Annotated in this window: 18 protein-coding genes; 8 read left to right on the top strand and 10 right to left on the bottom strand. The window is 68.1% G+C overall.

Annotated elements, in window-relative coordinates:
* Positions 1–66 precede the first annotated feature (66 nt).
* Together fmt and truA are read left to right on the top strand one after the other, a co-directional pair.
* Positions 67–1029: a methionyl-tRNA formyltransferase gene (fmt, locus tag U1872_RS03325; protein WP_332791434.1), complete on the top strand. Its 963-nt coding sequence runs from the start codon at positions 67–69 to the stop codon at positions 1027–1029.
* A complete protein-coding gene (gene truA / locus U1872_RS03330) occupies positions 1026–1766 on the top strand; it encodes a tRNA pseudouridine(38-40) synthase TruA (protein ID WP_332791435.1) in 741 nt (246 codons plus the stop codon). The genes fmt and truA overlap by 4 nt, the downstream gene beginning before the upstream one ends.
* Here the strand turns inward: truA and U1872_RS03335 are convergent.
* From U1872_RS03335 to U1872_RS03365, 7 genes are all read right to left on the bottom strand, one after another.
* Positions 1757–2941 carry a class I SAM-dependent RNA methyltransferase gene (locus U1872_RS03335; protein WP_332791436.1) on the bottom strand — a complete coding sequence of 395 codons (1185 nt, stop codon included), beginning with the start codon at positions 2939–2941 and terminating at the stop codon, positions 1757–1759. The genes truA and U1872_RS03335 overlap by 10 nt on opposite strands.
* Positions 2938–4347, bottom strand: coding sequence for an NAD(P)H-hydrate dehydratase (locus U1872_RS03340; protein WP_332791437.1), 1410 nt, complete (start codon positions 4345–4347; stop codon positions 2938–2940). The genes U1872_RS03335 and U1872_RS03340 overlap by 4 nt, the downstream gene beginning before the upstream one ends.
* The gene (locus tag U1872_RS03345) at positions 4344–4763 is read right to left on the bottom strand and encodes a hypothetical protein (RefSeq protein ID WP_443025307.1); all 420 of its coding nucleotides are present in this window, start codon (positions 4761–4763) and stop codon (positions 4344–4346) included. The genes U1872_RS03340 and U1872_RS03345 overlap by 4 nt, the downstream gene beginning before the upstream one ends.
* A complete protein-coding gene (gene ilvD, locus U1872_RS03350; protein WP_332791439.1) occupies positions 4750–6471 on the bottom strand; it encodes a dihydroxy-acid dehydratase in 1722 nt (573 codons plus the stop codon). The genes U1872_RS03345 and ilvD overlap by 14 nt, the downstream gene beginning before the upstream one ends.
* A gap of 8 nt (positions 6472–6479) precedes the next feature.
* Entirely contained in the window at positions 6480–7223 is a 744-nt protein-coding gene (locus U1872_RS03355) for an N-formylglutamate amidohydrolase (RefSeq protein ID WP_332791440.1), read from the bottom strand.
* Between the two features lie 202 nt (positions 7224–7425).
* Positions 7426–8250 carry a 4-(cytidine 5'-diphospho)-2-C-methyl-D-erythritol kinase gene (locus U1872_RS03360; RefSeq protein WP_332791441.1) on the bottom strand — a complete coding sequence of 275 codons (825 nt, stop codon included), beginning with the start codon at positions 8248–8250 and terminating at the stop codon, positions 7426–7428.
* A 120-nt stretch (positions 8251–8370) separates the two neighbouring features.
* Positions 8371–10014 (bottom strand): electron transfer flavoprotein-ubiquinone oxidoreductase, encoded by a 1644-nt coding sequence (locus tag U1872_RS03365; protein WP_332791819.1) that lies wholly within the window; start codon positions 10012–10014, stop codon positions 8371–8373.
* A 147-nt stretch (positions 10015–10161) separates the two neighbouring features.
* On the opposite strand from U1872_RS03365, the gene U1872_RS03370 reads away from it, so the two are divergent.
* Genes U1872_RS03370 through U1872_RS03385 form a run of 4 tightly spaced genes read left to right on the top strand, consistent with a single transcriptional unit; the run spans position 10162 to position 13559 of the window.
* Positions 10162–10914: a uracil-DNA glycosylase gene (locus U1872_RS03370; RefSeq protein WP_332791442.1), complete on the top strand. Its 753-nt coding sequence runs from the start codon at positions 10162–10164 to the stop codon at positions 10912–10914.
* Positions 10911–12713 (top strand): lytic transglycosylase domain-containing protein, encoded by a 1803-nt coding sequence (locus U1872_RS03375; protein ID WP_332791443.1) that lies wholly within the window; start codon positions 10911–10913, stop codon positions 12711–12713. The genes U1872_RS03370 and U1872_RS03375 overlap by 4 nt, the downstream gene beginning before the upstream one ends.
* Entirely contained in the window at positions 12703–13230 is a 528-nt protein-coding gene (moaB, locus tag U1872_RS03380; RefSeq protein WP_332791444.1) for a molybdenum cofactor biosynthesis protein B, read from the top strand. Before U1872_RS03375 ends, moaB begins: the two co-directional genes overlap by 11 nt.
* The gene (locus U1872_RS03385) at positions 13227–13559 is read left to right on the top strand and encodes a hypothetical protein (RefSeq protein ID WP_332791445.1); all 333 of its coding nucleotides are present in this window, start codon (positions 13227–13229) and stop codon (positions 13557–13559) included. The genes moaB and U1872_RS03385 overlap by 4 nt, the downstream gene beginning before the upstream one ends.
* A 9-nt stretch (positions 13560–13568) precedes the next feature.
* Here the strand turns inward: U1872_RS03385 and U1872_RS03390 are convergent, their stop codons facing one another.
* Positions 13569–13907, bottom strand: a complete 339-nt coding sequence (locus U1872_RS03390; protein WP_332791446.1) for a VOC family protein — start codon at positions 13905–13907, stop codon at positions 13569–13571.
* 57 nt (positions 13908–13964) lie between these two features.
* Here U1872_RS03390 and U1872_RS03395 point away from each other — a divergent pair, with 57 nt between their 5' ends.
* Both U1872_RS03395 and U1872_RS03400 read left to right on the top strand, forming a co-directional pair.
* A complete protein-coding gene (locus U1872_RS03395) occupies positions 13965–15038 on the top strand; it encodes a PA0069 family radical SAM protein (RefSeq protein WP_332791447.1) in 1074 nt (357 codons plus the stop codon).
* On the top strand, positions 15035–15328 hold the full coding sequence (locus tag U1872_RS03400; RefSeq protein WP_332791448.1) for a DUF167 domain-containing protein: 294 nt from the start codon (positions 15035–15037) through the stop codon (positions 15326–15328). Before U1872_RS03395 ends, U1872_RS03400 begins: the two co-directional genes overlap by 4 nt.
* Positions 15329–15506: 178 nt before the next feature.
* Here U1872_RS03400 and U1872_RS03405 read toward each other — a convergent pair whose 3' ends face one another.
* Together U1872_RS03405 and dnaE are read right to left on the bottom strand one after the other, a co-directional pair.
* Positions 15507–17087 carry a long-chain fatty acid--CoA ligase gene (locus U1872_RS03405; RefSeq protein ID WP_332791449.1) on the bottom strand — a complete coding sequence of 527 codons (1581 nt, stop codon included), beginning with the start codon at positions 17085–17087 and terminating at the stop codon, positions 15507–15509.
* A gap of 107 nt (positions 17088–17194) precedes the next feature.
* Positions 17195–20791, bottom strand: coding sequence for a DNA polymerase III subunit alpha (gene dnaE / locus U1872_RS03410; RefSeq protein ID WP_332791450.1), 3597 nt, complete (start codon positions 20789–20791; stop codon positions 17195–17197).
* Positions 20792–20887: the final 96 nt, after the last annotated feature.

Below are 20887 nucleotides of genomic sequence, written 5' to 3' on the forward strand. Positions count from 1 at the left end.
AACGGTCCGGCCTGCGCGGGGGCGACGACACTTGTGTTTACCGTCGCCCGATCGCAAAGCGCCGGGATGCGGATCATCTTCATGGGCACGCCCGATTTCTCCGTCCCCGTGCTGCAGGCACTGGTCGATGCCGGGCACGACGTCGTCGCGTCGTACAGCCAGCCGCCACGGCGTGCCGGGCGCGGCAAGACGCTCACCCCCTCTCCCGTACAGGCGCGCGCCGAAGCGCTGGGGATCGCGGTGCGGACACCGGTGACGTTGCGCGATGCCGACGCGCAGGCCGAGTTCGCAGCCTTCGGTGCGGATCTGGCGGTGGTCGCGGCTTACGGCCTGATCCTGCCGCGTGCGGTCCTCGACGCGCCGGTACATGGCTGTCTCAACGTCCACGCCTCGCTGCTCCCGCGCTGGCGCGGCGCCGCGCCGATCCAGCGCGCGATCCTCGCCGGTGATGCCGAGACGGGGGTGTGCATCATGCAGATGGAGGCCGGGCTCGATACCGGGCCGGTGCTGCTCCGCAATGCGACGCTGATAGCCGCGAAGACCGCAGGCGGGCTGACCGACGAACTGAGCGCGATGGGCGCGCGTCTGATGGTGCAGGTGCTGGGCGATCTCGCCGCCTATCCGCCCGAAACGCAGCCCGAAGTCGGCGTGACTTACGCCGCCAAGATCGACAAAGCCGAGGCGCGGCTCGACTTCACTCAAAGCGCGGCGGCGGTCGAACGGCAGGTCCGCGGGTTCAATCCGCCGGGGGCGTGGTTCGAAGTCGCCGGCGAGCGCGTGCGGGTTCTCAGCGCCGAGCTTGACCGTCATCCCGGCGCAGGCCGGGATCGCCCGGAGGAGAGCGTATCCGATCAACCAGGCGGCCCCGGCCTGCGCCGGGGCGTCGGCATTGTGCTCGACGACCGGCTCACCATCGCCTGCGCCGACGGCGCGATCCGCCCTACCCTGCTCCAGCGCGCCGGGCGTGGCGCGATGACCGCGGGCGAGCTGCTGCGCGGCTTCCCGATCCCCGCGGGGACGCAGCTTTGACGCGGTTCGCGCTGACGGTCGAATATGACGGCCGTCCGTTCGTCGGCTGGCAGCGGCAGGACAATGGCGCGAGCGTGCAGGCCTCGATCGAACGCGCAGTCCACTCTGTCACCGGCGAGACCGTGGCGGTGCAGGCGGCGGGGCGGACCGACGCCGGCGTGCACGCGCTGGGGATGCGCGCGCATGTCGATATCACGCGCGAGATCGCCGCATTCCGGCTAGCGGAGGCGCTCAACGCGCTGCTGCGGCCCGATCCGGTTGCGATCGTCGCCTGCGAGATCGTCCCCGACGACTGGCACGCGCGTTTCTCCTGCGTGAAGCGGCATTACGAATTTCGCATCGTCACCCGGCGGGCGCCGCTGACGGTCGAGCGCGGCCTCGCCTGGCGCGTGCCGACGGCGCTCGACCCGATCGCGATGGCGCAAGGCGCGCAGCACCTCGTAGGGCGGCATGACTTCACCACCTTTCGCGCGGCGCATTGCCAGGCCGACAGCCCGGTACGCACGCTAGACCGGCTAGACGTGGTGGCGGACGGCGACCGCATCAGCGTGTTCGCCTCGGCGCGGTCGTTCCTGCATCATCAGGTGCGCTCGATGGTTGGGTGCCTGTCGCTGGTCGGCCAAGGCAAATGGTCGCCCGACGACATGGCTGCCGCGCTCGAGGCCAAGGATCGCACGCGGCTCGGCCTCAACGCGCCGCCCGACGGCCTCTATTTCCTGCGCGCCGATTACGTCTGACGGCTGAACCGCGCGGCCAGCTCGGCATGCGTTGACCAGCGGAACTGCCCGACCGGCTGCACCCAATCGAGCGTATAGCCGCCCTTCGACAGGATCTCCGCATCCCGCGCGAAGCTGCTGGGATTGCACGAGACATAGGCGATCACCGGCACCTTCGAGGCGGCGAGCTGGGCGATCTGTTCCTTCGCCCCTGCCCGCGGCGGATCGAGCACGATCGCGGCGAAGCGATCGCATTCGGCGCTGGTCAGCGGGCGGCGGAACAGGTCGCGATGTTCGGCGAACACCGTGCGGCCGGCCTGCGCCGCGCCGGCCTTGAGCGCGAGGATCGCGTCGCGGCCCGCCTCGGCAGCATAGACCTTGCCCGGCATCGACAGCGCGAAGGTGCCGAGCCCGGCGAACAGATCGGCGGTGATCCGCGCGCCACCGATCGCTTCGCGCACCGCCGCGACCAGTGCCGCCTCGCCCTCGCGCGTCGCCTGGAGGAAGCTGCCGGACGGGAACGGCACGGCGACGTCGCCGAGCGTAATCGTCACCGGCTCGGGTTCCCAGCGCGTCTCGGGCCCGATCCCGTCGTCGAGCGCGAGGCGCGCGACACCGTGCGCGCCGCAGAACGTGGTGATCGCCTCGGCGATGGCGAGGCTTTCGGAAAAGCTTCCCTCGATCAGGATGTCGATGCCCTGGTCGAGTTCGGTCAGGTGGACGCGCGCGCGGCCCTTCAGCGCGCGGGCGAGCAGCTTGCGCAGCGGTGCCACGAGCGCGATCAGCGTCGGCGTCAGAATCCAGCATTCGCGCAGATCGACGATCGCATGGCTCGCCTGCGCGCTGAAACCGAGCTGCACCGCGCCACCGCGCGCCTCGGCATGGAGCGTCGCGCGCCGGCGCGTGCGCGGCGGCGACAACGTCGCGGGTCGGATCGGCGCGCTCAGCCCCTGCGCAGCGAGCGCGCCGGCGATGCGATCGATGAGGAAGCCGGCATAGCTCTCGTCGTCGAGATGCTGGAGCTGGCAGCCGCCGCATTCGGGGAAGTGGCCGCAGGGCGGTTCCTGATGGTGCGGCCCGGGGATCACGACGTTGTCGGGGGTGAGCGTGTCGCCCGGGGCGGCGTAGGCCGCGTGGCGGCCGTCGGCGGTGATCCCGTCGCCACGCGCGGCGACGCGGATAATCAAATCGTTCATGACCAAAGCTTTACGGAGGATAGGTGATGCGCGAGATCATCGGCGACGAACGCGCTGCCGAGCTGGCGGGCGGCCTCGCCGTGGAGCCAGACCGCCGCGGCGACATGGCTGAGGAGATCGGGCGCGGCGGTGCGATCGGTACGCGTGGCGGCAAGCGCGTTGACCGCGCCGGCCAGCACGTCGCCGGTGCCGGCGGTCGACAGCCAGGGGGAGCCGTTCGGCGCGACGACGATCCGGCCGTCGGGCGCGGCGATCACGGTGTCGCTGCCCTTGAACACGGTGATCGCGCCCGATGTGGCGGCCGCCGCCCGCGCTGCGTCGATCTTGCTGCCGCTCCACTCGCCGAACATCGCGGTGAATTCGCCGCCATGTGGGGTGAGGATCGTCGGGGCAGCGCGGTCGTGGAAGGTACGGCCGTCGAGCAAGTGGAGCGCATCGCCGTCGATCACCAGCGGGCGATCGGTGGCGAGCGCCGCAGACAGCTTGGCGCGCGCGGCGGCGTCGCGGCCGAGCCCCGGGCCGATCAGGATGCAGCCGATCCGCCGCTCGTCGAGCGCCCCGGCCGACCATGGCTTGCAGACGAGCGCGTGCGGGCTGCCCCATGGCAGCGTGTCGGCGAGCAGCAGAACATAGCCCGCCCCCGTCCGCATCGCCGCCTCGGCAGCGAGCGCGCCCGCACCAGGCATCAGGCCGCCGACGACGGCGACCATCCCGCGGCTATATTTGGTGCTCGCCGCGCCCGGCCGGTCGAGCCGTGGCCGGGCGATCACCGTGGCCTGCGCCAGGTCCGTGGCGGCCACGCCGATGTCGATCAGCCGCACCGTCCCGCAAAAATCTGCATAAGGCGCAAGCACATGCGCTGGTTTGATCGCGCCAAGTGCGAGCGTGATATCGACCCGCAGTGGCGGATCGCTCAGCAGTTCGCCGGTATCGGTCGCGACACCGGTCGGCAGATCCACCGCGATCGAGAGCGACGCGGCTTGGCTCAGCGCGTTCAGACGCTCGGCGAGCGTAGGCTGGACGCGCCGCGTGAGCCCGGTGCCGAACACCGCATCGACCAGGATCGAAGCTGGCGCGGCTTCGGTCAAAGCCTCGACTGGCCCGCCCCACGCGGCGCGTGCCGCAATCGCGGCAGGACTTTTGGGCTCGCCCGTCGCCGCTACCCGCACCGCGACCCCCTGCTCGCGCAGCATCCGCGCGGCGACATAGCCGTCGCCGCCATTGTTGCCGGGTCCGCAGGCGACCAGCACCGGCGCGCCAGCACCGAGCCGCTGCACCGCTGCCGCCACGCCAGCGCCGGCGCGGTCCATCAGCGCGCCCACGCTCGATCCCACCGCGATCGCGCGATCCTCGGCTGCGCGCATCTGCGCCGCCGTCAGGATCGGCAGCCCGTCGATCGGGATCACGACGCGGGCGCGGCTTTGGTCTGGACGCCGCCCTTTACTGTCGCGGGCAGGCGATAGCGATCGCCGCCGAGCGCGACCTCGATCTCGCCGGTGTCGATCACGCGTACCACGGCGCGCTCGGCCCCATCGGCGGCGATTACGCCGCGCCCGTCCTTGGTCACCAGCAGGCGGTGGAACGCGCCGTCGGGGTGGCGCAGCGTCAGGACCAGTCCGGCGTCGCTCTGCGCCCGGTCGACCGTGCACGTCCGTGCGAAGTCGCCCGATCCGGCCTGCGCGCAGACAATATTGCCGCTGTCGTCCTGCCGCCGGCGCTGCTCCGCCTCGACCTTGGCGAGCGTCGCATGATCGGTGCGTTGCTCGCCGCAGGCACCGAGCGCGAGCACGGAGGTCAGAAAGATCGCGCTAGATATCCGCATAGACATGAGTTTCGGACGCTGCTCCAGGGTGCGTTACGGCGCCCTTATAAGCAGGGCCGACCGTCTGGGAATAGCGCCACAGCACGCCCGACTGGTAATCGTTGACGCGCGCCTGCCACGCCGCCTTGCGCGTCGCCAGCGTTTCGGCGGGAACGTCGAGGTCGATCGTGCCGGCCTCGGCGTCGATCCGGATCGTGTCGCCATCCTCGATCAACGCGATCGGGCCGCCGACCGCCGCCTCGGGACCGACATGGCCGATGCAGAAGCCGCGCGTACCGCCCGAAAAGCGTCCGTCGGTGATCAGCGCGACCTTCTCGCCGAGGCCGAGGCCGTAAAGCGCCGCGGTGGTCGACAGCATTTCGCGCATGCCGGGGCCGCCGCGCGGACCTTCGTAGCGGATGACGATGACTTCGCCCTCGTTGATATGGCGTGCCTCGACCGCTGCGAAGCACTCTTCCTCGCAATCGAACACGCGCGCCGGGCCGGTGAACTGCAGCCGGTGCATGCCGGCAACCTTGACGATCGCGCCATCGGGGGCGAGCGACCCGCGCAGGCCGACCACGCCGCCCGTCGTCGACAGCGGCGCCTTGACGTCGTAGATCACCTTCTGGTCGGGGTTCCACGTGACCTCGTCGATATTCTCGCCGAGCGTCTTGCCGGTGACGGTCAGGCAATTGCCGTCGAGGAAGCCGCCCGCGAGCATCGTCTTCATCAGCATGTAGACGCCGCCGGCCTCGTACATGTCCTTGGCGACATACTTCCCGCCAGGCTTGAGATCGGCGATATAAGGTGTTGATTTGAAAGCTTCGGCAACGTCGAACAGGTCGAATGCGATGCCCGCTTCGCTCGCCATGGCCGGCAGGTGCAAAGCCGCGTTGGTCGAGCCGCCGGTCGCCGCGACGACGCGGGCGGCATTAACGAACGCCTCGCGCGTGCAGATGTCGCGCGGGCGGATGTTGCGCGCGATCAGCTCCATTACCTGGTCACCGGCGGCGATCGCGATCTCGTCGCGGCCGCGATAGGGCGCCGGCATCATGTTCGAATTGGGCAACGAAAGGCCGATCGCCTCCCCGACGCACGCCATCGTGTTGGCGGTGAACTGGCCCCCGCATGCGCCGTGTCCCGGGCAGGCGACCTTCTCGAGTTCGATCAGCTCCTGCAGCGGGCAACCGCCAGCGGCATATTTGCCGACCGCCTCGAACACGTCGACGACGGTGACGTCCTTGTCGTGGAAGCGGCCAGGCAGGATCGAGCCGCCATAGACGAAGATGCTCGGGATATTGAGGCGCAGCATCGCCATCATCATCCCCGGCAGCGACTTGTCGCATCCGGCAAAGCCGACCAGCGCGTCGTAGCAGTGGCCGCGGACCGACAGCTCGACCGAATCGGCGATCACTTCGCGGCTGACGAGCGAGGACTTCATCCCCTGATGGCCCATCGCGATGCCGTCGGTGACGGTGATCGTGTTGAAGCGGCGCGGCATTCCGCCGCCCGCGATCACGCCCGCCTGCGCGGCATCGGCCTGCGAATCGAGCGTGGTGTTGCACGGCGCCGAATTGTTGCCGGCCGAGGCGAGCGCGACGAACGGCTTGGCGATGTCCTCCTCGGCAATGCCCATCGCATAATAATAGCTGCGATGCGGGGAGCGTTCGGGCCCTACCGAAACGTGACGGCTGGGGAGCTTGGATTTGTCGAAGGTGCGAGTCATGCGAAAGCCTATGTCGCGAGATGCCCGTCCGACGCAAGTCTGTTGCTGATCTCGCGCAGGATTGGCGCGAGGATCATCGTCCAGCGGTGAACGCCCGCGGCATCGCGAAGCAGGTCGTTGCGGATCTCGATCGAGAGGCTGGCAATGCCATTGCCCTCGCCGTGCCGGTCGAGCGTCGCGTTGAGCAAGCGGCCGGAATAGGGTTCGTTGTCGCCGGGCGCGAGCCCATGCGCGGCGAGCAGGTCGAGCGCAAGCTTGGCGGCACGACGGTCTTCGTTCGAGAGGATGCCGATTTCCCATGGGCGCGGCGTCCCCGCGCCGCTTTCGAGCTGCGGCGTGAAGCTGTGGATCGCGGCGATCAGCGTCGGCCGCGCCGCTGCGATCGTGGCGGCCAGCGCGTCGTGATACGGCGTATGGAAGCGGGCGATGCGCTCGGCGCGATCGACACCGCTGTTGCCGGGGATGCGATGGCCGTCACTCTCGACCGGGATCAAGCCTGGGTGATCGGTCGGGCGATTGAGATCGATCACCAGCCGCGAGACCGTCGCGAGCACGGCCGGCGCCTCTAGCACCGCCGCCAGCGCCTCGGTCAACGCGGCGGTGCCGATGTCGATCGCGATATGCTTGGTGAGACTGTCGGGAGTGATGCCGAGATCGATGCCGGGCGGCACCGCGTTGGACGCGTGATCGCAGACCAGCAGGATAGTTGGGTCGGTGCCAGCGATGCGGCGCGGGGCGTGAGCGGGGGTCATAAGGCGATTGGGGCGGCAAGGTTTCCCTCGCCGCCCCGTCGGGGGGATGGCGCAGGGCAAGGCCGTGGACCACCGGCGGGCGCACCGCAGTTAGCGACGGACCCGTTCCTGGCTGTCGTAGCAAGGGACGGGCCAGTCGCGGATTTCCGGGCTTCTCGCAAATCCGGTCGGCGAGACTGTCCCAAATTGGCGCGGCTGGGCGTCACGCGAGTCGCGTTTCGAGACACCACCACGCGGGTTGCGCGGTGCGGATGCGGGTGGCCGCCGCGGCGCGGTCCGCGGCGCTGGCATAGAGTGCGAAGCAGGTTGCGCCGGATCCCGACATTCGCGCGAGGATCGGTGCGGGCATCGCGAGCAGGTCGAGCACCGCATCGATCTCGGGCGCGAGTTTGCGCGCGGGCGGTTCGAGGTCGTTGCGCGCGGCCAGCGCCACGGCGAGCACGTCGCCGTCCGGCATCGCACCGCGATCCGCGCCGTCCCACGCCTTGAAGACGGCAGCCGTCGACACCGCGACGCCGGGATTGACGAGCAGCGCCGGCATCCCGCTCGGCCCGTCGAGCGGCGCGAGGCGTTCGCCCCGCCCCTGCCCCAGCGCGGTGCGACCGAGCAGGCACGCCGGCACGTCGGAGCCGAGCGTGGCGGCGATATCGAACAGCGCGGGATCGTCGATCGCGATACCGTTCAGCCGAGCGAGCGCGCGCAGCGCCGCGGCAGCGTCAGCTGAGCCGCCTCCGATGCCCGACGCAACCGGCAGATGTTTGTCGAGCGTGAAGGCACCGGCTACGTCCAGACCATAGCGCTGTGCAAAGGCGCGTGCGGCGCGCAGGACGAGATTGTCGTCTTCCGCCCGCAGCCCAGCACCGAACGGACCAGTGATCGTCAGCGACAGCGGCCCTGGCTCCAGCGTCACCGTGTCGCCATCGGTGACGAAGGCGAACAGCGTCTCGAGCTCATGATAGCCGTCCGCCCGCCGCGCGCGGACGTGGAGCGCGAGGTTGATCTTGGCGGGGGCGGTCTCGGTGATCATTCTCTTCGTCCGGTTGAGAGCGCCGCGGCAAAGCCGCGTCGTCGGACGGCGCTTTGGGCGCCGCCGGCCGGGCGCGCCATGAGGCGCGACGCAGCATCGCTGCGTCTTGCCCGGCGCGCCTTACATGTTCGGGTAGTTCGGCCCGCCGCCGCCCTCTGGCACGACCCAGTTGATGTTCTGCGTCGGGTCCTTGATGTCGCACGTCTTGCAGTGGACGCAGTTCTGCGCGTTGATCACGAACTTGGGATCGCCGGTTTCCTCGCCGACGATCTCGTACACACCCGCAGGGCAATAACGCTGCGCCGGCTCGTCATAGAGCGGCAGATTGTGCTTCACCGGGACATCCGGGTCCTTGAGCGTCAGATGTACCGGCTGGTCCTCCTCGTGATTGGTGTTCGAGACGAATACCGAGGACAGCCGGTCGAAGGTCAGCACGCCGTCGGCCTTGGGATAGACGATCGGCTGGACCTGGTCCTTGCGCCAAAGGCTCTCGTGATCGGGGTGATGGTGCAGCGTGAAGGGCACCTTGAGCCCCCAATGCTCGAGCCACATCGTCACGCCGGCGAGCCCCGAGCCGACGAAATCGCCGAACTTCTTGACCAGCGGCACGACGTTGCGGACGACCGACAGCTCCTTCTTCACCCAGCTCTGCTCGAAGGCGGCCGGATAGGCGGCGAGCTCGTCATGTTCACGCTGGCTGAGGATCGCCTCGGCGGCGGCCTCGGCGGCGAGCATGCCCGACTTCATCGCGGTGTGCGTGCCCTTGATCCGCGGCACGTTGAGGAAGCCCGCGCTGTCGCCGATCAACGCCGCGCCGGGCATGACGAGCTTGGGGATCGACTGCAGCCCGCCATCGCTGATTGCGCGCGCGCCATAGCTGACGCGCTTGGCGCCCTTGAGCAGCGCGGCGATCTCGGGATGCGTCTTCCAGCGCTGCATCTCCTGGAACGGCGAGAGATACGGATTGGTGTAGTTGAGCCACGTCACGAAGCCGATCGAAACCTGGCCATTGGCCTGGTGATAGATCCAGCCGCCGCCGTTCGAGCCGTGCGTCTCGCTGAGCGGCCAGCCCTGCGTGTGGATCACGCGGCCGGGCGAATGGAGCGCAGGATCGATGTCCCACAATTCCTTGACGCCGAGCCCGTAGACCTGCGGATCGCTGTCCTTGGCGAGATCGAAGCTGCGGATCACCTGCTTCGACAGATGCCCTCGGCAGCCCTCGGAGAAGAAAGTGTATTTCGCGTGGAGCTCGAGCCCCGGCGTGTAATCGGCCTTGTGGCTGCCATCGCGCGCGACGCCCATGTCGCCGGTCGCGACACCCTTTACCGAGCCGTCGTCGTTATAGAGGATCTCGGCGGCAGCGAAGCCCGGGAAGATCTCGACACCGAGTTCCTCGGCCTTGCCCGCCAGCCAGCGGCAGAGATTGCCGAGGCTGCCGGTATAGGTGCCCTTGTTATGCATGAACGACGGCGTGAGGAAGTGCGGCAGGTTGCGCTTGCCGCCTTTGCTCAGCACCCAGTGATGGTTCTCGGTGACGGGCACCTCGGCGAGCGGGCAGCCGTCCTCGCGCCAGTTCGGCAGCAATTCGTCGAGGCTCTTGGGGTCGATCACCGCGCCCGACAGGATGTGTGCGCCGACTTCCGAGCCCTTTTCGAGCACGCAGACCGACAGCTCGGCGCCCTTCTCTGCCGCCACCTGTTTCAGCCGGATCGCCGCCGACAGGCCCGATGGGCCGGCGCCGACGATGACGACATCGTACGGCATGGACTCGCGGTGGTTTTCGCCTTCACTCACGTTACATCTCCAATCGGGGCGCCGTCGCGGCGGGCTCGTCGCGCGCGCGGCACTTCCTGCCCTGCTGCGCGTGCCAGCGAATTGACCTTCGCGTCAACATGGTAGCTATAGGGATCTATGGGGGCTGACCAAAATATCGACTGGCGGATGGCCGCGGCGAGCGCGCTCGAATGGTGGCGCGACGCCGGGATCGACGCGTTGGTCGACGAACAGCCGCGCGATTGGACCGCGGTCCCGACCGCGCCGGTCGTGGCGCAGGCGCAGGTACAGGCCCGCATCGCCGTAGCGGCACCCGTGGTGTTGCCGCTGCCCCGGACGCTCGATGATTTTCTCGCTTGGCGCGCCGGTCCCGACGCGCCCGAGGCCGGCTGGCCGGGTAATCCGATCGCGGCATCGGGAGATCCCTCGGCCGCAATCATGATCCTGACCGATTTGCCCGATCGCGACGATAGCGACTCGGGGAGCCTGTTCAGTGGCGCGGTCGGGCGCCTGTTCGACCGGATGCTCGCAGCGATCGGCCAGAGTCGCGATTCGGTCTACCTCGTGCCGATGTGCAGCCTGCGCCCCATGGCCGGGCGGATCGCGCCCGAAATCGAGGCGCGGCTCGTCGAGGTTGCACGCCACCATGTCGGATTGGTTGCGCCAAAGCGGCTGCTGGTCCTCGGCAATGCGCCGAGCCGTGCGTTGACCGGGATGGACGTGGCGCACGCGCGCGGTAGTTTACACTCGATTAACCTAGAAGAGGGCATGCCGGTGTCGGTGGTCGATGTGGTGGCCAGTTTCCATCCGCGGCTCTTGCTGGAACGTCCCGCCGAAAAGGCGCGGGCGTGGAAGGATTTGCAGATGTTGATCGCAGGGTTGGGCGCATGAGCGCGAAACTGGCTTTCCTTGCCTCCTGCCTGCTGGCGGCGCCGGCGGTGGCGCAGGCTGCCGGTGAGCCACCGATCGGGTCTACCCAGTCGCTGCCGAGGAGCAGTGTCCCGCAGCAACTCGATGCCGAACAGCGCGACGGCTATCGCGCGGTGTTCGCCAATATCCGTGATCAGAAGTGGCAGGATGCGCAGCTGCTGCTGACCTCGCTCAAGCCAGGCCCGCTCCACGCGATCGCGCAGGCCGAATTGCTCACCGCCAAGGGATCGCCCAAGGCTGAGCTCGACCCGCTGATGAAGCTGCTCGCCGACGCGCCCGAGCTGCCGCAGGCCAAGCAGATCCTGACGATGGCGGCCTCGCGCGGCGGGGTCGGCCTGCCGCCGCTGCCGGAAGCGCGCGCGCTGCGCTGGATCGACGGCGCGCCCGCGCGCAAACGCGCCAAGAGCTTCGGCACCGGCGACATGGTCGCGGTCGAGTTTGCGCTGCGGATGCAGCCCTTCATCAAGGACGATCGCGGCGCCGATGCGCAGGCCTTGCTCGAATCGACGCCCGGCCTGTCGTCGGATTCGGTGACCGAGTGGCAACGCAAGATCGCCTGGATGTACTATCTGGCCGGCGACGACACCAATGCCCGGATGATGGCCGCCAAGGCCGCCACCGGTTATGGCGATTTCGCGGTCGAGGCGATCTGGGTCGGTGCGCTGGCATCGTGGCGCCAGCATGATTGCGCCGCTGCGGGAACGCTGTTCCAAAGCGTCGCGGCGCGTGCGAGCGACATCGAATTGCGCGCGGCAGGCCTCTATTGGGCGGCGCGCGCCGACATGGAATGTGCACGGCCCGACCGGGTCGAGAACCGGCTGAAGAACGCCGCGCAATATCGCGAGACCTTCTACGGCCTGCTCGCGCGGCAGGCACTCGGCATCAAGGATCCGGCGACGCGGCCGATGGCGGCTTCGGTGGCGAGCGACTGGCAGCTGCTCGGGCGTCGCCCCAACGTTCGCGTAGCCGCGGCACTGGTCGAGATTGGCGAGACCGGCCTCGCCGACGCGGTGGTCCGCCAGCAGGCGCGGATCGGCGATCCTTCGGAATATCCCGCGCTCGTCCGGCTCGCCGCGGCGCTCGATCTTCCCGCGACGCAGGTGTGGCTGTCGCACAATGGCCCGGTTGGCGCGACGCCGCCGCTCGAGGCGCGCTTCCCGGCACCGAATTGGGCGCCCGATGGCGGCTGGCGCGTCGACAAGGCGTTGGTGTTCGCGCACACGCTGCAGGAATCGCGCTTCCGCACCGATGTGGTGAGTGCGGCGGGTGCATACGGCCTGATGCAGGTCCGCCCCGGCGCGGCGACCGACATTGCGCGCAAGCAGGGCCGCAGCTTCGATCGCAGCGCGCTGTCGCGGCCCGGTACCAATTTCGAGGTCGGCCAGAGCTATCTCGAGCAGTTGCGCGACCAGCGGTGCACCGAAGGGCTGCTGCCCAAGGTGATCGCCGCCTATAATGCCGGCCCCGGTCCGGTCGAGCTGTGGAACGCGCAGACTCGCGATGGCGGCGATCCCCTGCTCTACATCGAATCGATCCCCTATTGGGAGACGCGCGGCTACGTCACCACGGTGCTGCGCAATTACTGGGTCTATGAGGCGCAGACCGGCAAGCCGGCGTCGATCAGTCGCGCGGCGCTTGCGCAGGGCATGTGGCCGCGCTTCCCCGGCCTGCCCGGCGCGACTGCGGTGCGGCTGACCTCGAGCAACGGCTATCGCGCGTCGGCGAGCCTTCCCAACAAGGCAGTCGCCAGTGCCAATTGACGAAGGCACGATTTTTCTTCCCGTCCGGATTGCTGTTCTTACCGTCTCTGACACGCGCGGCCTGGCCGACGATCGGTCCGGCGACACGCTGGTCGCGCGGCTGACCGACGCCGGACATATCCTTGCGGCGCGCGAGATCGTGAAGGACGATGGCGATCTGCTGGTCGCGACATTCCATCGCTGGATCGACGATCCCGAGATCGACTGCATCATCTCGACCGGCGGCACTGGCGTGACCGGGCGCGACGTTACGCCCGAGGCGATCGAGCGCGTCGCCGACAAGCTGATCCCCGGGTTCGGCGAACTGTTCCGCTGGCTGAGCTTCAAGACGATCGGCACCTCGACCGTCCAGTCGCGTGCGTGCGCGTGCGTGACGCGCGGGACGTACATCTTCGCGCTGCCGGGTTCGACGGGCGCGGTGAAGGATGGCTGGGACGGCATCCTCGCGAGCCAGCTCGACAGCCGGCACAAGCCCTGCAACTTCGTTGAACTGATGCCGCGGTTGCGCGAACGGTGACGTCGCGCCAGCCGGTTCCGCGTGCGGCCCGTCGCTGGATCATCGTTGGCTTGGTCGTCCTTGGCGGCCTGCTTCTTTTCTGCGCCGGCATTGTGCTGGGACGGCACCAGGCCGCCACGCTACAGCCGCCAACGCAGCGACGCAGCACTGCCGCCACATCACCCAAAGCCCGCTTCCGCAACGTCTTCTCGACGTCGATCACGTCGGACCCGCATGTCCTCGACGAGCAGCGCAAGGTGGTCGAGATGCTGGAAAGCGCGTGCAAGCAGCATCGCCAGAATTGCGACACCGCGCGAAATGCCCGCTTCTATCTCGACGCGCACCAGTAGGCGCCGCAATCAGCCCGCCGACTGCATCGCCGCCAGTTCATGCCCGGCCACATCGCGAAAATGGAAGCGCCGTCCACCGGGAAAGGCGAAGATCGGCGTGGTGATCTCGCCACCCGCGGCTCGCACCTTCGTTTCGCAGGCATCCAGATCGGCGACTTCGATGACCGGCAGTGCGGCGGCGGTCGCCTCGGCGGGATCCGCCTGGAACCCGATCTCGGTATCGCCGGTCGTCGTCGCGGCATAGGTCGGCCCGAAGTCGCTGAATTGCCAGCCGAATGCTGCCGAATAGAAGGCCTTGGCGGTCGCGGTATCGCGCACCGGCAGTTCGAGATAGTTCAGTCGCGCCATTTTCGTCACCCCCACGATGTTCTTGTTGCGTTCTGCTGCACTTGCTAAACCGCGTCAATGGCCGAAAAACGCCCCAACCGCGGTGCGACGCTCAATCGCGAGAGCCAGCGCTTCAACCTGCCCGTGCGCGAGGCCGATGGCGACTGGCTTGATGATAGCTATGCGATCGATGGCGAGACGCCGCGCCTCCGAACCACCGTGACGGTCGAGCGCGCGCGGACGATCATCAGCCGCAACAGCTCGCCCGACATCGGCTTCGACCGCTCGATCAACCCGTATCGCGGCTGCGAGCATGGCTGCATCTACTGCTTCGCGCGGCCGACCCATGCTTTCCACGATCTCTCGCCTGGCCTCGATTTCGAGAGCAAGCTGTTCGCCAAGCCCGATGCCGCTGCGTTGCTGCGCGTGGAGCTGGGCAAGCGCGGTTATGTCGCGCAGCCGATCGCGTTCGGGACCAATACCGATCCGTATCAGCCGATCGAGACCGACTGGCGGATCACGCGCACCTGTCTCGAGGTGCTCGCCGAGACCAACCACCCGCTGACGATCACCACCAAGTCCGACCGCGTCGTGCGCGATATCGACGTGATCGCGCCGATGGCGGCGAAGGGGCTGGCGGCGGTGGCGATCTCGCTCACGTCGCTTGACCCGAAGATCGCGATGACGCTCGAGCCCCGCGCGCCGACCCCGACGCGGCGGCTGACGGCGGTGCGTGCTTTGGTCGCCGCGGGCATTCCCGTCCATGTCTCGATCGCGCCGGTCATTCCCGCGATCACCGATCACGAGATCGAGGAACTGATCGCGCGTGCCGCCGAGGCGGGTGCGCGTTCGGTCTCGTTCATCCCGGTGCGGCTGCCGTGGGAGGTGGCGCCGCTGTTCAGGGCGTGGCTCGACGCCCACTTTCCAGACCGCGCGAGCAAGGTGATGGCGATCATCGGCTCGATCCGCGAGGGACGCGAGAACGATCCCGGCTTCTTCACGAGGATGCGCGGCAGCGGGCCTTGGGCGGAGTTGCTGCGGACGCGTTTCCAGATCGCGTGCCGCAAACATGGCATGAATGTAGAGCGGATTGCGCTACGCAGCGATCTGTTCCGCCCGCCGGCGGGGCCGCAGGGGGATCTGTTCGGATGAGCCGCGTCAAGCATCGCCTGCCCGACCGCGCCGCGGTGTTCGCGCTGATAGACGAGCGCGGCCAGATCGCGGTCCGCGCGACGCCCAATGCGAGCGCGGACGCGGTGTTGCTGCCCGCCGCAGATGCGCCGCGCGTGCTGTCGATCCGGACGACCGTCACGCCCGAGAACGGCAAGGCCAACGAGGCGATTTTGATATTGCTCGCCGAAGCGCTCGGCTGCCCGAAATCGGCGCTGACGCTGGTGCGCGGCGCGACCGCGCGCGACAAGGTTGTGCTGGTCGCCCGCTAGCGACAATCGCCCCGCCCCGCCCCGCCCCGCTCTTCTCCGCTTCCCCGGCGAAGGCCGGGGCCCAGGAGTAGAACGGTCGGATGCGGGCCGTGCGCTCGAAGAGCTAGGCCATCGCTCCTGGGCCCCGGCCTTCGCCGGGGAAGCGGGATTTCGGTAAGCCCGAGATCGTGCGTCCGGCTCACCCCGCCAGCACATGATCCTTGAAGCGGGCGCGCAGCGCGGTCTTGAGGATCTTGCCCGTCGCGGTGTGCGGCAGATCTTCGACGAAGACGATCTCGTCGGGCAGCCACCATTTCGCGACATGCTCGCCCAAATGCGCCCGGATCTCGGCAGCCTCAACCCTACTGTCGGGCTTGCGCACCACCACCAGCAACGGGCGCTCGTCCCATTTCGGATGATAGATCCCGATCGCGGCGGCTTCGGCGACGCCGGGGCAGCCGACCGCAGCATTTTCGAGATCGACCGACGAGATCCACTCGCCGCCCGACTTGATCACATCCTTGGCGCGATCGGTGATCTGCATCGTGCCATCAGGATGGAGCACCGCGACATCCCCGGTGTCGAACCAGTTATCGGCATCGACCGCGTCCTCCTCCGCGCCGAAATAGCGCTGGACGATCCACGGACCGCGCACCTGCAACCGCCCTGACGAGACGCCGTCGCGCGGCTGCTCGATATCGTCGTCGTCGAGCACGCGCAACTCGATCCCGAACGGGATGCTGCCCTGCTTCTGCAGCAGATCCAGCTGGTCGTCGCGCGACAGCTCGTCCCACTCGGGCGGCGGCGCGGCGGCGGTCGCGACGGGCGAGGTCTCGGTCATCCCCCAGAGGTGGATCACCTTGATTCCCATATCTAGGAAGCGCGCGATCATCGCGCGGGGTGCCGCCGAGCCGCCGACGGTGATCGCCTCGAGCGTGCGCGGCATCTCGCCGGTCGCCTCGATATGCTGGAACAGCGCCAGCCACACAGTCGGCACGCCGCCCGCCAGCGTCACGCGCTCGCGGTTCATCAGGCCGCACAGCACCGCGGCATCGTTGACCGCCGAGAAGACCAGTTTGGTCCCGGCAAGCGGCGCGGCGAAGCACAGGCCCCAGGCGGCGGCGTGGAACAGGGGCACGATCGGCAGCACGGTCGAACGTGCGCTGAGCGTCATCACCGCGGGCGAGGCGGCGTGCATCGCATGGAGCAGTGTCGAGCGGTGCGTGTAGAGCACGCCCTTGGGATTGCCCGTCGTACCGCTGGTGTAGCAGAGCATGCACGGCTCGCGCTCGCCATCCTCGACCCAGGTATAGGCGCCGGTTTCGGCGTCGAGCAGCGCGTCGAAGGTGCCGTCGTCGAAACAGATATACTGCTCGATGCTGGTCCAGAGCGGCTTGAGGCGATCGACCAGCGGCTGGAACTGCTTGTCGTAGAGCAGCACGCGGTCCTCGGCATGGTTCGCGATGTAGACGAGCTGTTCGTCGAACAGGCGCGGGTTGATCGTGTGGACCACCCCGCCCATCCCGATCGTGCCGTACCAGGCGACGAGGTGCGGTCCGTGGTTCATGCCGAGCGTCGCGACGCGGTCGCCGGGGGCTATGCCGAGGCGTTCTAGCGCTTGGGCCAGCCGCTTGGCGTCGTGGGCGACACCGGCCCAGTTGCTGCGCGTCTCGCTGCCATCGGCCCAACGCGTGACGATCTCGCGCCGGCCATGCTCGCGCGCGGCATGATCAAGCAGCCGCGGCACCCGCAATTCGAAATCCTGCATTCCACCGAGCATTTTAAACTCCCCTCCCGCTTGCGGGAGGGGTTGGGGGAGGGCCTGTATTCGCCCGCTCTCCACACTCCCCTCCCCTAGCCCCTCCCGCAAGCGGGAGGGGGACTGATTTATCCCACCAGCGACAGCTGCGCGCCGCTGGTGCGCAGCACCACATTGCCGACATCCTGCAGCGCTTCGATCCGGCCGACAAGCTCGCCGTCGAGCAGGAAGTCGCGACCCAGCAGAACGCGGGCGGTATTTCCCTCGGGAACCGCGACCGTCGCCCACACCTCGCCACGTGCGCCGCGCGCATCGCCGATCATCGCCGCGAGCGACGCCATGCCGGCGGGCGAGTCGATCGTCAGCTCGAGGCTAAAGCGCGCGTCGTTGGCGAGTGCCTCGAACGGCTGGATTCGCTTGACCGAAACACGCGGCGTTTCCTCGCCCGGCCGCCGGTCGAGCTCGACCGTCACCAGCCCGCAGCCGCCGTTGCGCGCAGCTTCCTCGAGATCGGCGGCGACCGAATCGTCGAAACAGGTCGCGACGAACTGCCCCGATGGATCCGACAGCGTCGCCATCAGATATCGTTTCCCGCGCGCCGAGGTGCGCCAGCGCGCATCCTCGACCAACGCCGCCATCGTCGCGCCGGTCCGCGTCCCGTCGTCGGGGATGTTGAGCTCGCCCAACGTCGCGAAGCTGCGCGCGCCGTGCATCTTCGCGAGATGACTGTGGCGGTCGACCGGATGCGCCGAGAAATAGAAGCCGAAGGCGTCGCGCTCCTGGTCCATCCGCTCGGCGAGCGTCCAGCGCGCCGACAGCGGCAGCTTGATCGGCGGCTCGGACGCCTCGGCAGTGCCGAACAGACCGCCCTGCCCGCTGGTCTTCTGCTCGTGGATCCGCGCGGCGGTCGCCAGGATCGTCTCGGCGCAGGCGAGGATGCCCGCGCGATTGTCGTTGAGCCCATCGAACGCGCCCGCTGCGGCGAGCGTCTCTAGCTGGCGCTTGTTCATCACGCGCGGGTCGATCCGGCGCGCGAGATCGTCGATCGAGTCGAACCGCCCGCTCGCGTCGCGCTCGGCGACCACCTTCTCCATCGCCCCCTCGCCGACCGATTTCAGCGCGGCGAGCGCATAGCGCACGGCGAGCCCGTCGCCGCTGTCTTCCACCGTGAAGTCGGCTTCGCTGCGCAGGATGCACGGCGGCAGCAGCTTGACGCCAAGCCGCCGCATGTCATCGACGAAGATGCTGAGCTTGTCGGTCAGCGTAAGATCGAAGCACATCGAGGCCGCGAAGAATTCGTGCGGATGATGCGCCTTCAGCCACGCGGTCTGGTACGATAGCAACGCGTAGGCAGCGGCATGCGATTTGTTGAAGCCGTAGCCGGCGAACTTGTCGATCAAGTCGAACAGCTCGTTCGCCTTGGCCGCTTGGATGCCGTTGATCGTCAGGCACCCTTCGGCGAAATGGGCGCGCTGCGCGTCCATCTCGGCCTGGTTCTTCTTGCCCATCGCGCGGCGCAGCATGTCGGCCTGCCCCAGCGAATAGCCGGCGAGGATCTGCGCGGCCTGCATCACCTGTTCCTGGTAGACGAAGATGCCGTAGGTCTCGGACAGAATCCCCTCGAGCAGGGCATGCGGATATTCGATCGGCTCGAGCCCGTTCTTGCGTCGGCCGAACATCGGGATGTTGTCCATCGGGCCCGGGCGATAGAGCGAGACGAGCGCGATGATGTCGCCGAAGTTCGAGGGGCGCACCGCCGAGAGCGTGCGCCGCATGCCCTCGGATTCGAGCTGGAACACACCGACCGTGTCGCCCTTCTGGAGCAATTTGTAGACGCCCTCGTCATCCCATTCGAGCGCATCGAGATCGAGCACCACACCGCGCGCGGCGAGCAGGTCGATCGCCTTCTTGAGCACGGAGAGCGTCTTGAGGCCCAAGAAGTCGAACTTCACCAGGCCAGCGCCTTCGACATATTTCATGTCGAACTGGGTGACGGGCATGTCCGAACGCGGATCGCGATAGAGCGGTACGAGATCGGCGAGCGGCCGGTCGCCGATCACCACGCCCGCGGCGTGCGTCGAGCTGTGACGCGGCAGGCCCTCGAGCTGCATCGCGAGGTCGAGGAGGTGGCGGACATTGCTGTCCGACTTATACTCGGCATGGAGTTCGACCACGCCGTCGATCGCGCGCTTCAGCGTCCACGGGTCGGCGGGCAGGTTCGGGATCAGCTTGGCGAGCCGGTCGATCTGGCCATAGCCCATCTGCAGCACGCGGCCGGTGTCCTTTAGCACCGCGCGCGCCTTCAACCGCCCGAAGGTGATGATCTGCGCGACCTGGTCGCGGCCGTATTTCTCCTGAACGTAGCGAATCACCTCGCCGCGGCGGGTTTCGCAGAAATCGATGTCGAAGTCGGGCATCGACACGCGTTCCGGGTTGAGAAAGCGCTCGAACAGCAGCCCCAGCTTGATCGGATCGAGATCGGTGATCGTCAGCGCCCAGGCGACGACCGAGCCTGCGCCCGAGCCACGGCCCGGGCCGACCGGGATGTCGTGGTCCTTCGCCCATTTGATGAAATCGGCGACGATCAGGAAGTAGCCCGGGAAGCCCATCTGGATGATGACGTCGAGCTCGAAATCGAGGCGGGTGCGGTAGACGGCGCGCCAGTCATCGGCTCCCCTCCCGCTTGCGGGAGGGGCTGGGGGAGGGCCTGAACTTTCCAAAGCCGGCTGAGCGGAGGCACGCCCCTCCCCTAACCCCTCCCGCAAGCGGGAGGGGGATGAAATCGCCAGCTCCGCGATCCGGTCCAGCCGCCGTTCCAACCCCGCATGCGCATCCTCGCGCAGCTTGGCCGCCTCGGCGGTCGGGTCACCCGCCAAGCTCGGCAGGATCGGCTTGCGCTTGGGCGCCGCGACGCCACAGCGTTGCGCCACCACCAGCGTGTTGGCGATCGCCTCGGGCAGATCGGCGAACAGCTCGCGCATGTCCTTGGCGGGCTTCATCCACGCATCGGGCGAGCTGCGCACGCGGTCTTCGGTCGCGATATAGGTCGAACTGGCGATGCACAGCAGGATGTCGTGCGCCTCGCTGAACCCCGGCTCGGCATAGCAGCACGGGTTGGTCGCGACGATCGGCAGGTCGCGCGCATAAGCGAGGTCGAGCAGCGCCGGCTCGGCCTTGCCCTCTATCTCGTCGAGACGGCGGGTGAGTTCGATATAGAGCCGGTCGGGAAACAGCGCCTGGAGCTTGTCGCAATAGGCGAGCGCACGATCGGGCTGATCCTCGGCAAACAGCCGCGCGAGCCCGCCTTCGCGGCCCGCGGTGAGCGCGATCAGGCCATCGGTGCGGCCTTCCAAAGCCGCGAAGTCGACATGCGCGGCAAGTTCGAGCGGGCGATCGAGATGCGCCTGCGAAACGAGCACGCACAGGTTCTGATAGCCGACCTCGTCCTGCGCATAGAGTGCGATCCAGTCGAGCACCGGCGGCGTGCCCTCGGGCATGCCAGGCCGGCACACGCCAAGCATTGCGCCGATGATCGGCTGCACGCCCGCGGCCCGCGCCGCGTCGGAATAGGCCATCGCGGCATACAGGCCGTTGCGATCGGTCAGTGCGGCGGCGGGAAAACCGAGTTCCTGCGCGCGCTTGGCGATGGCCTTGGGCTCGATCGCGCCGTCGAGCATGGTGAAGGAGGAGAAGATACGAAGGGGGACGAAACCGGAATGCGACATGGATATGACTATGGGGCGTGCGCCGGTTTTGGGGAAGGCGGTGACTCGCAAAATGCGGTGGATATCGTTCGAGGGTCGATAGTAGGATTTGTCACG

This window comes from Parasphingomonas frigoris (genome assembly GCF_036663815.1).
Classification (GTDB): domain Bacteria; phylum Pseudomonadota; class Alphaproteobacteria; order Sphingomonadales; family Sphingomonadaceae; genus Sphingomonas.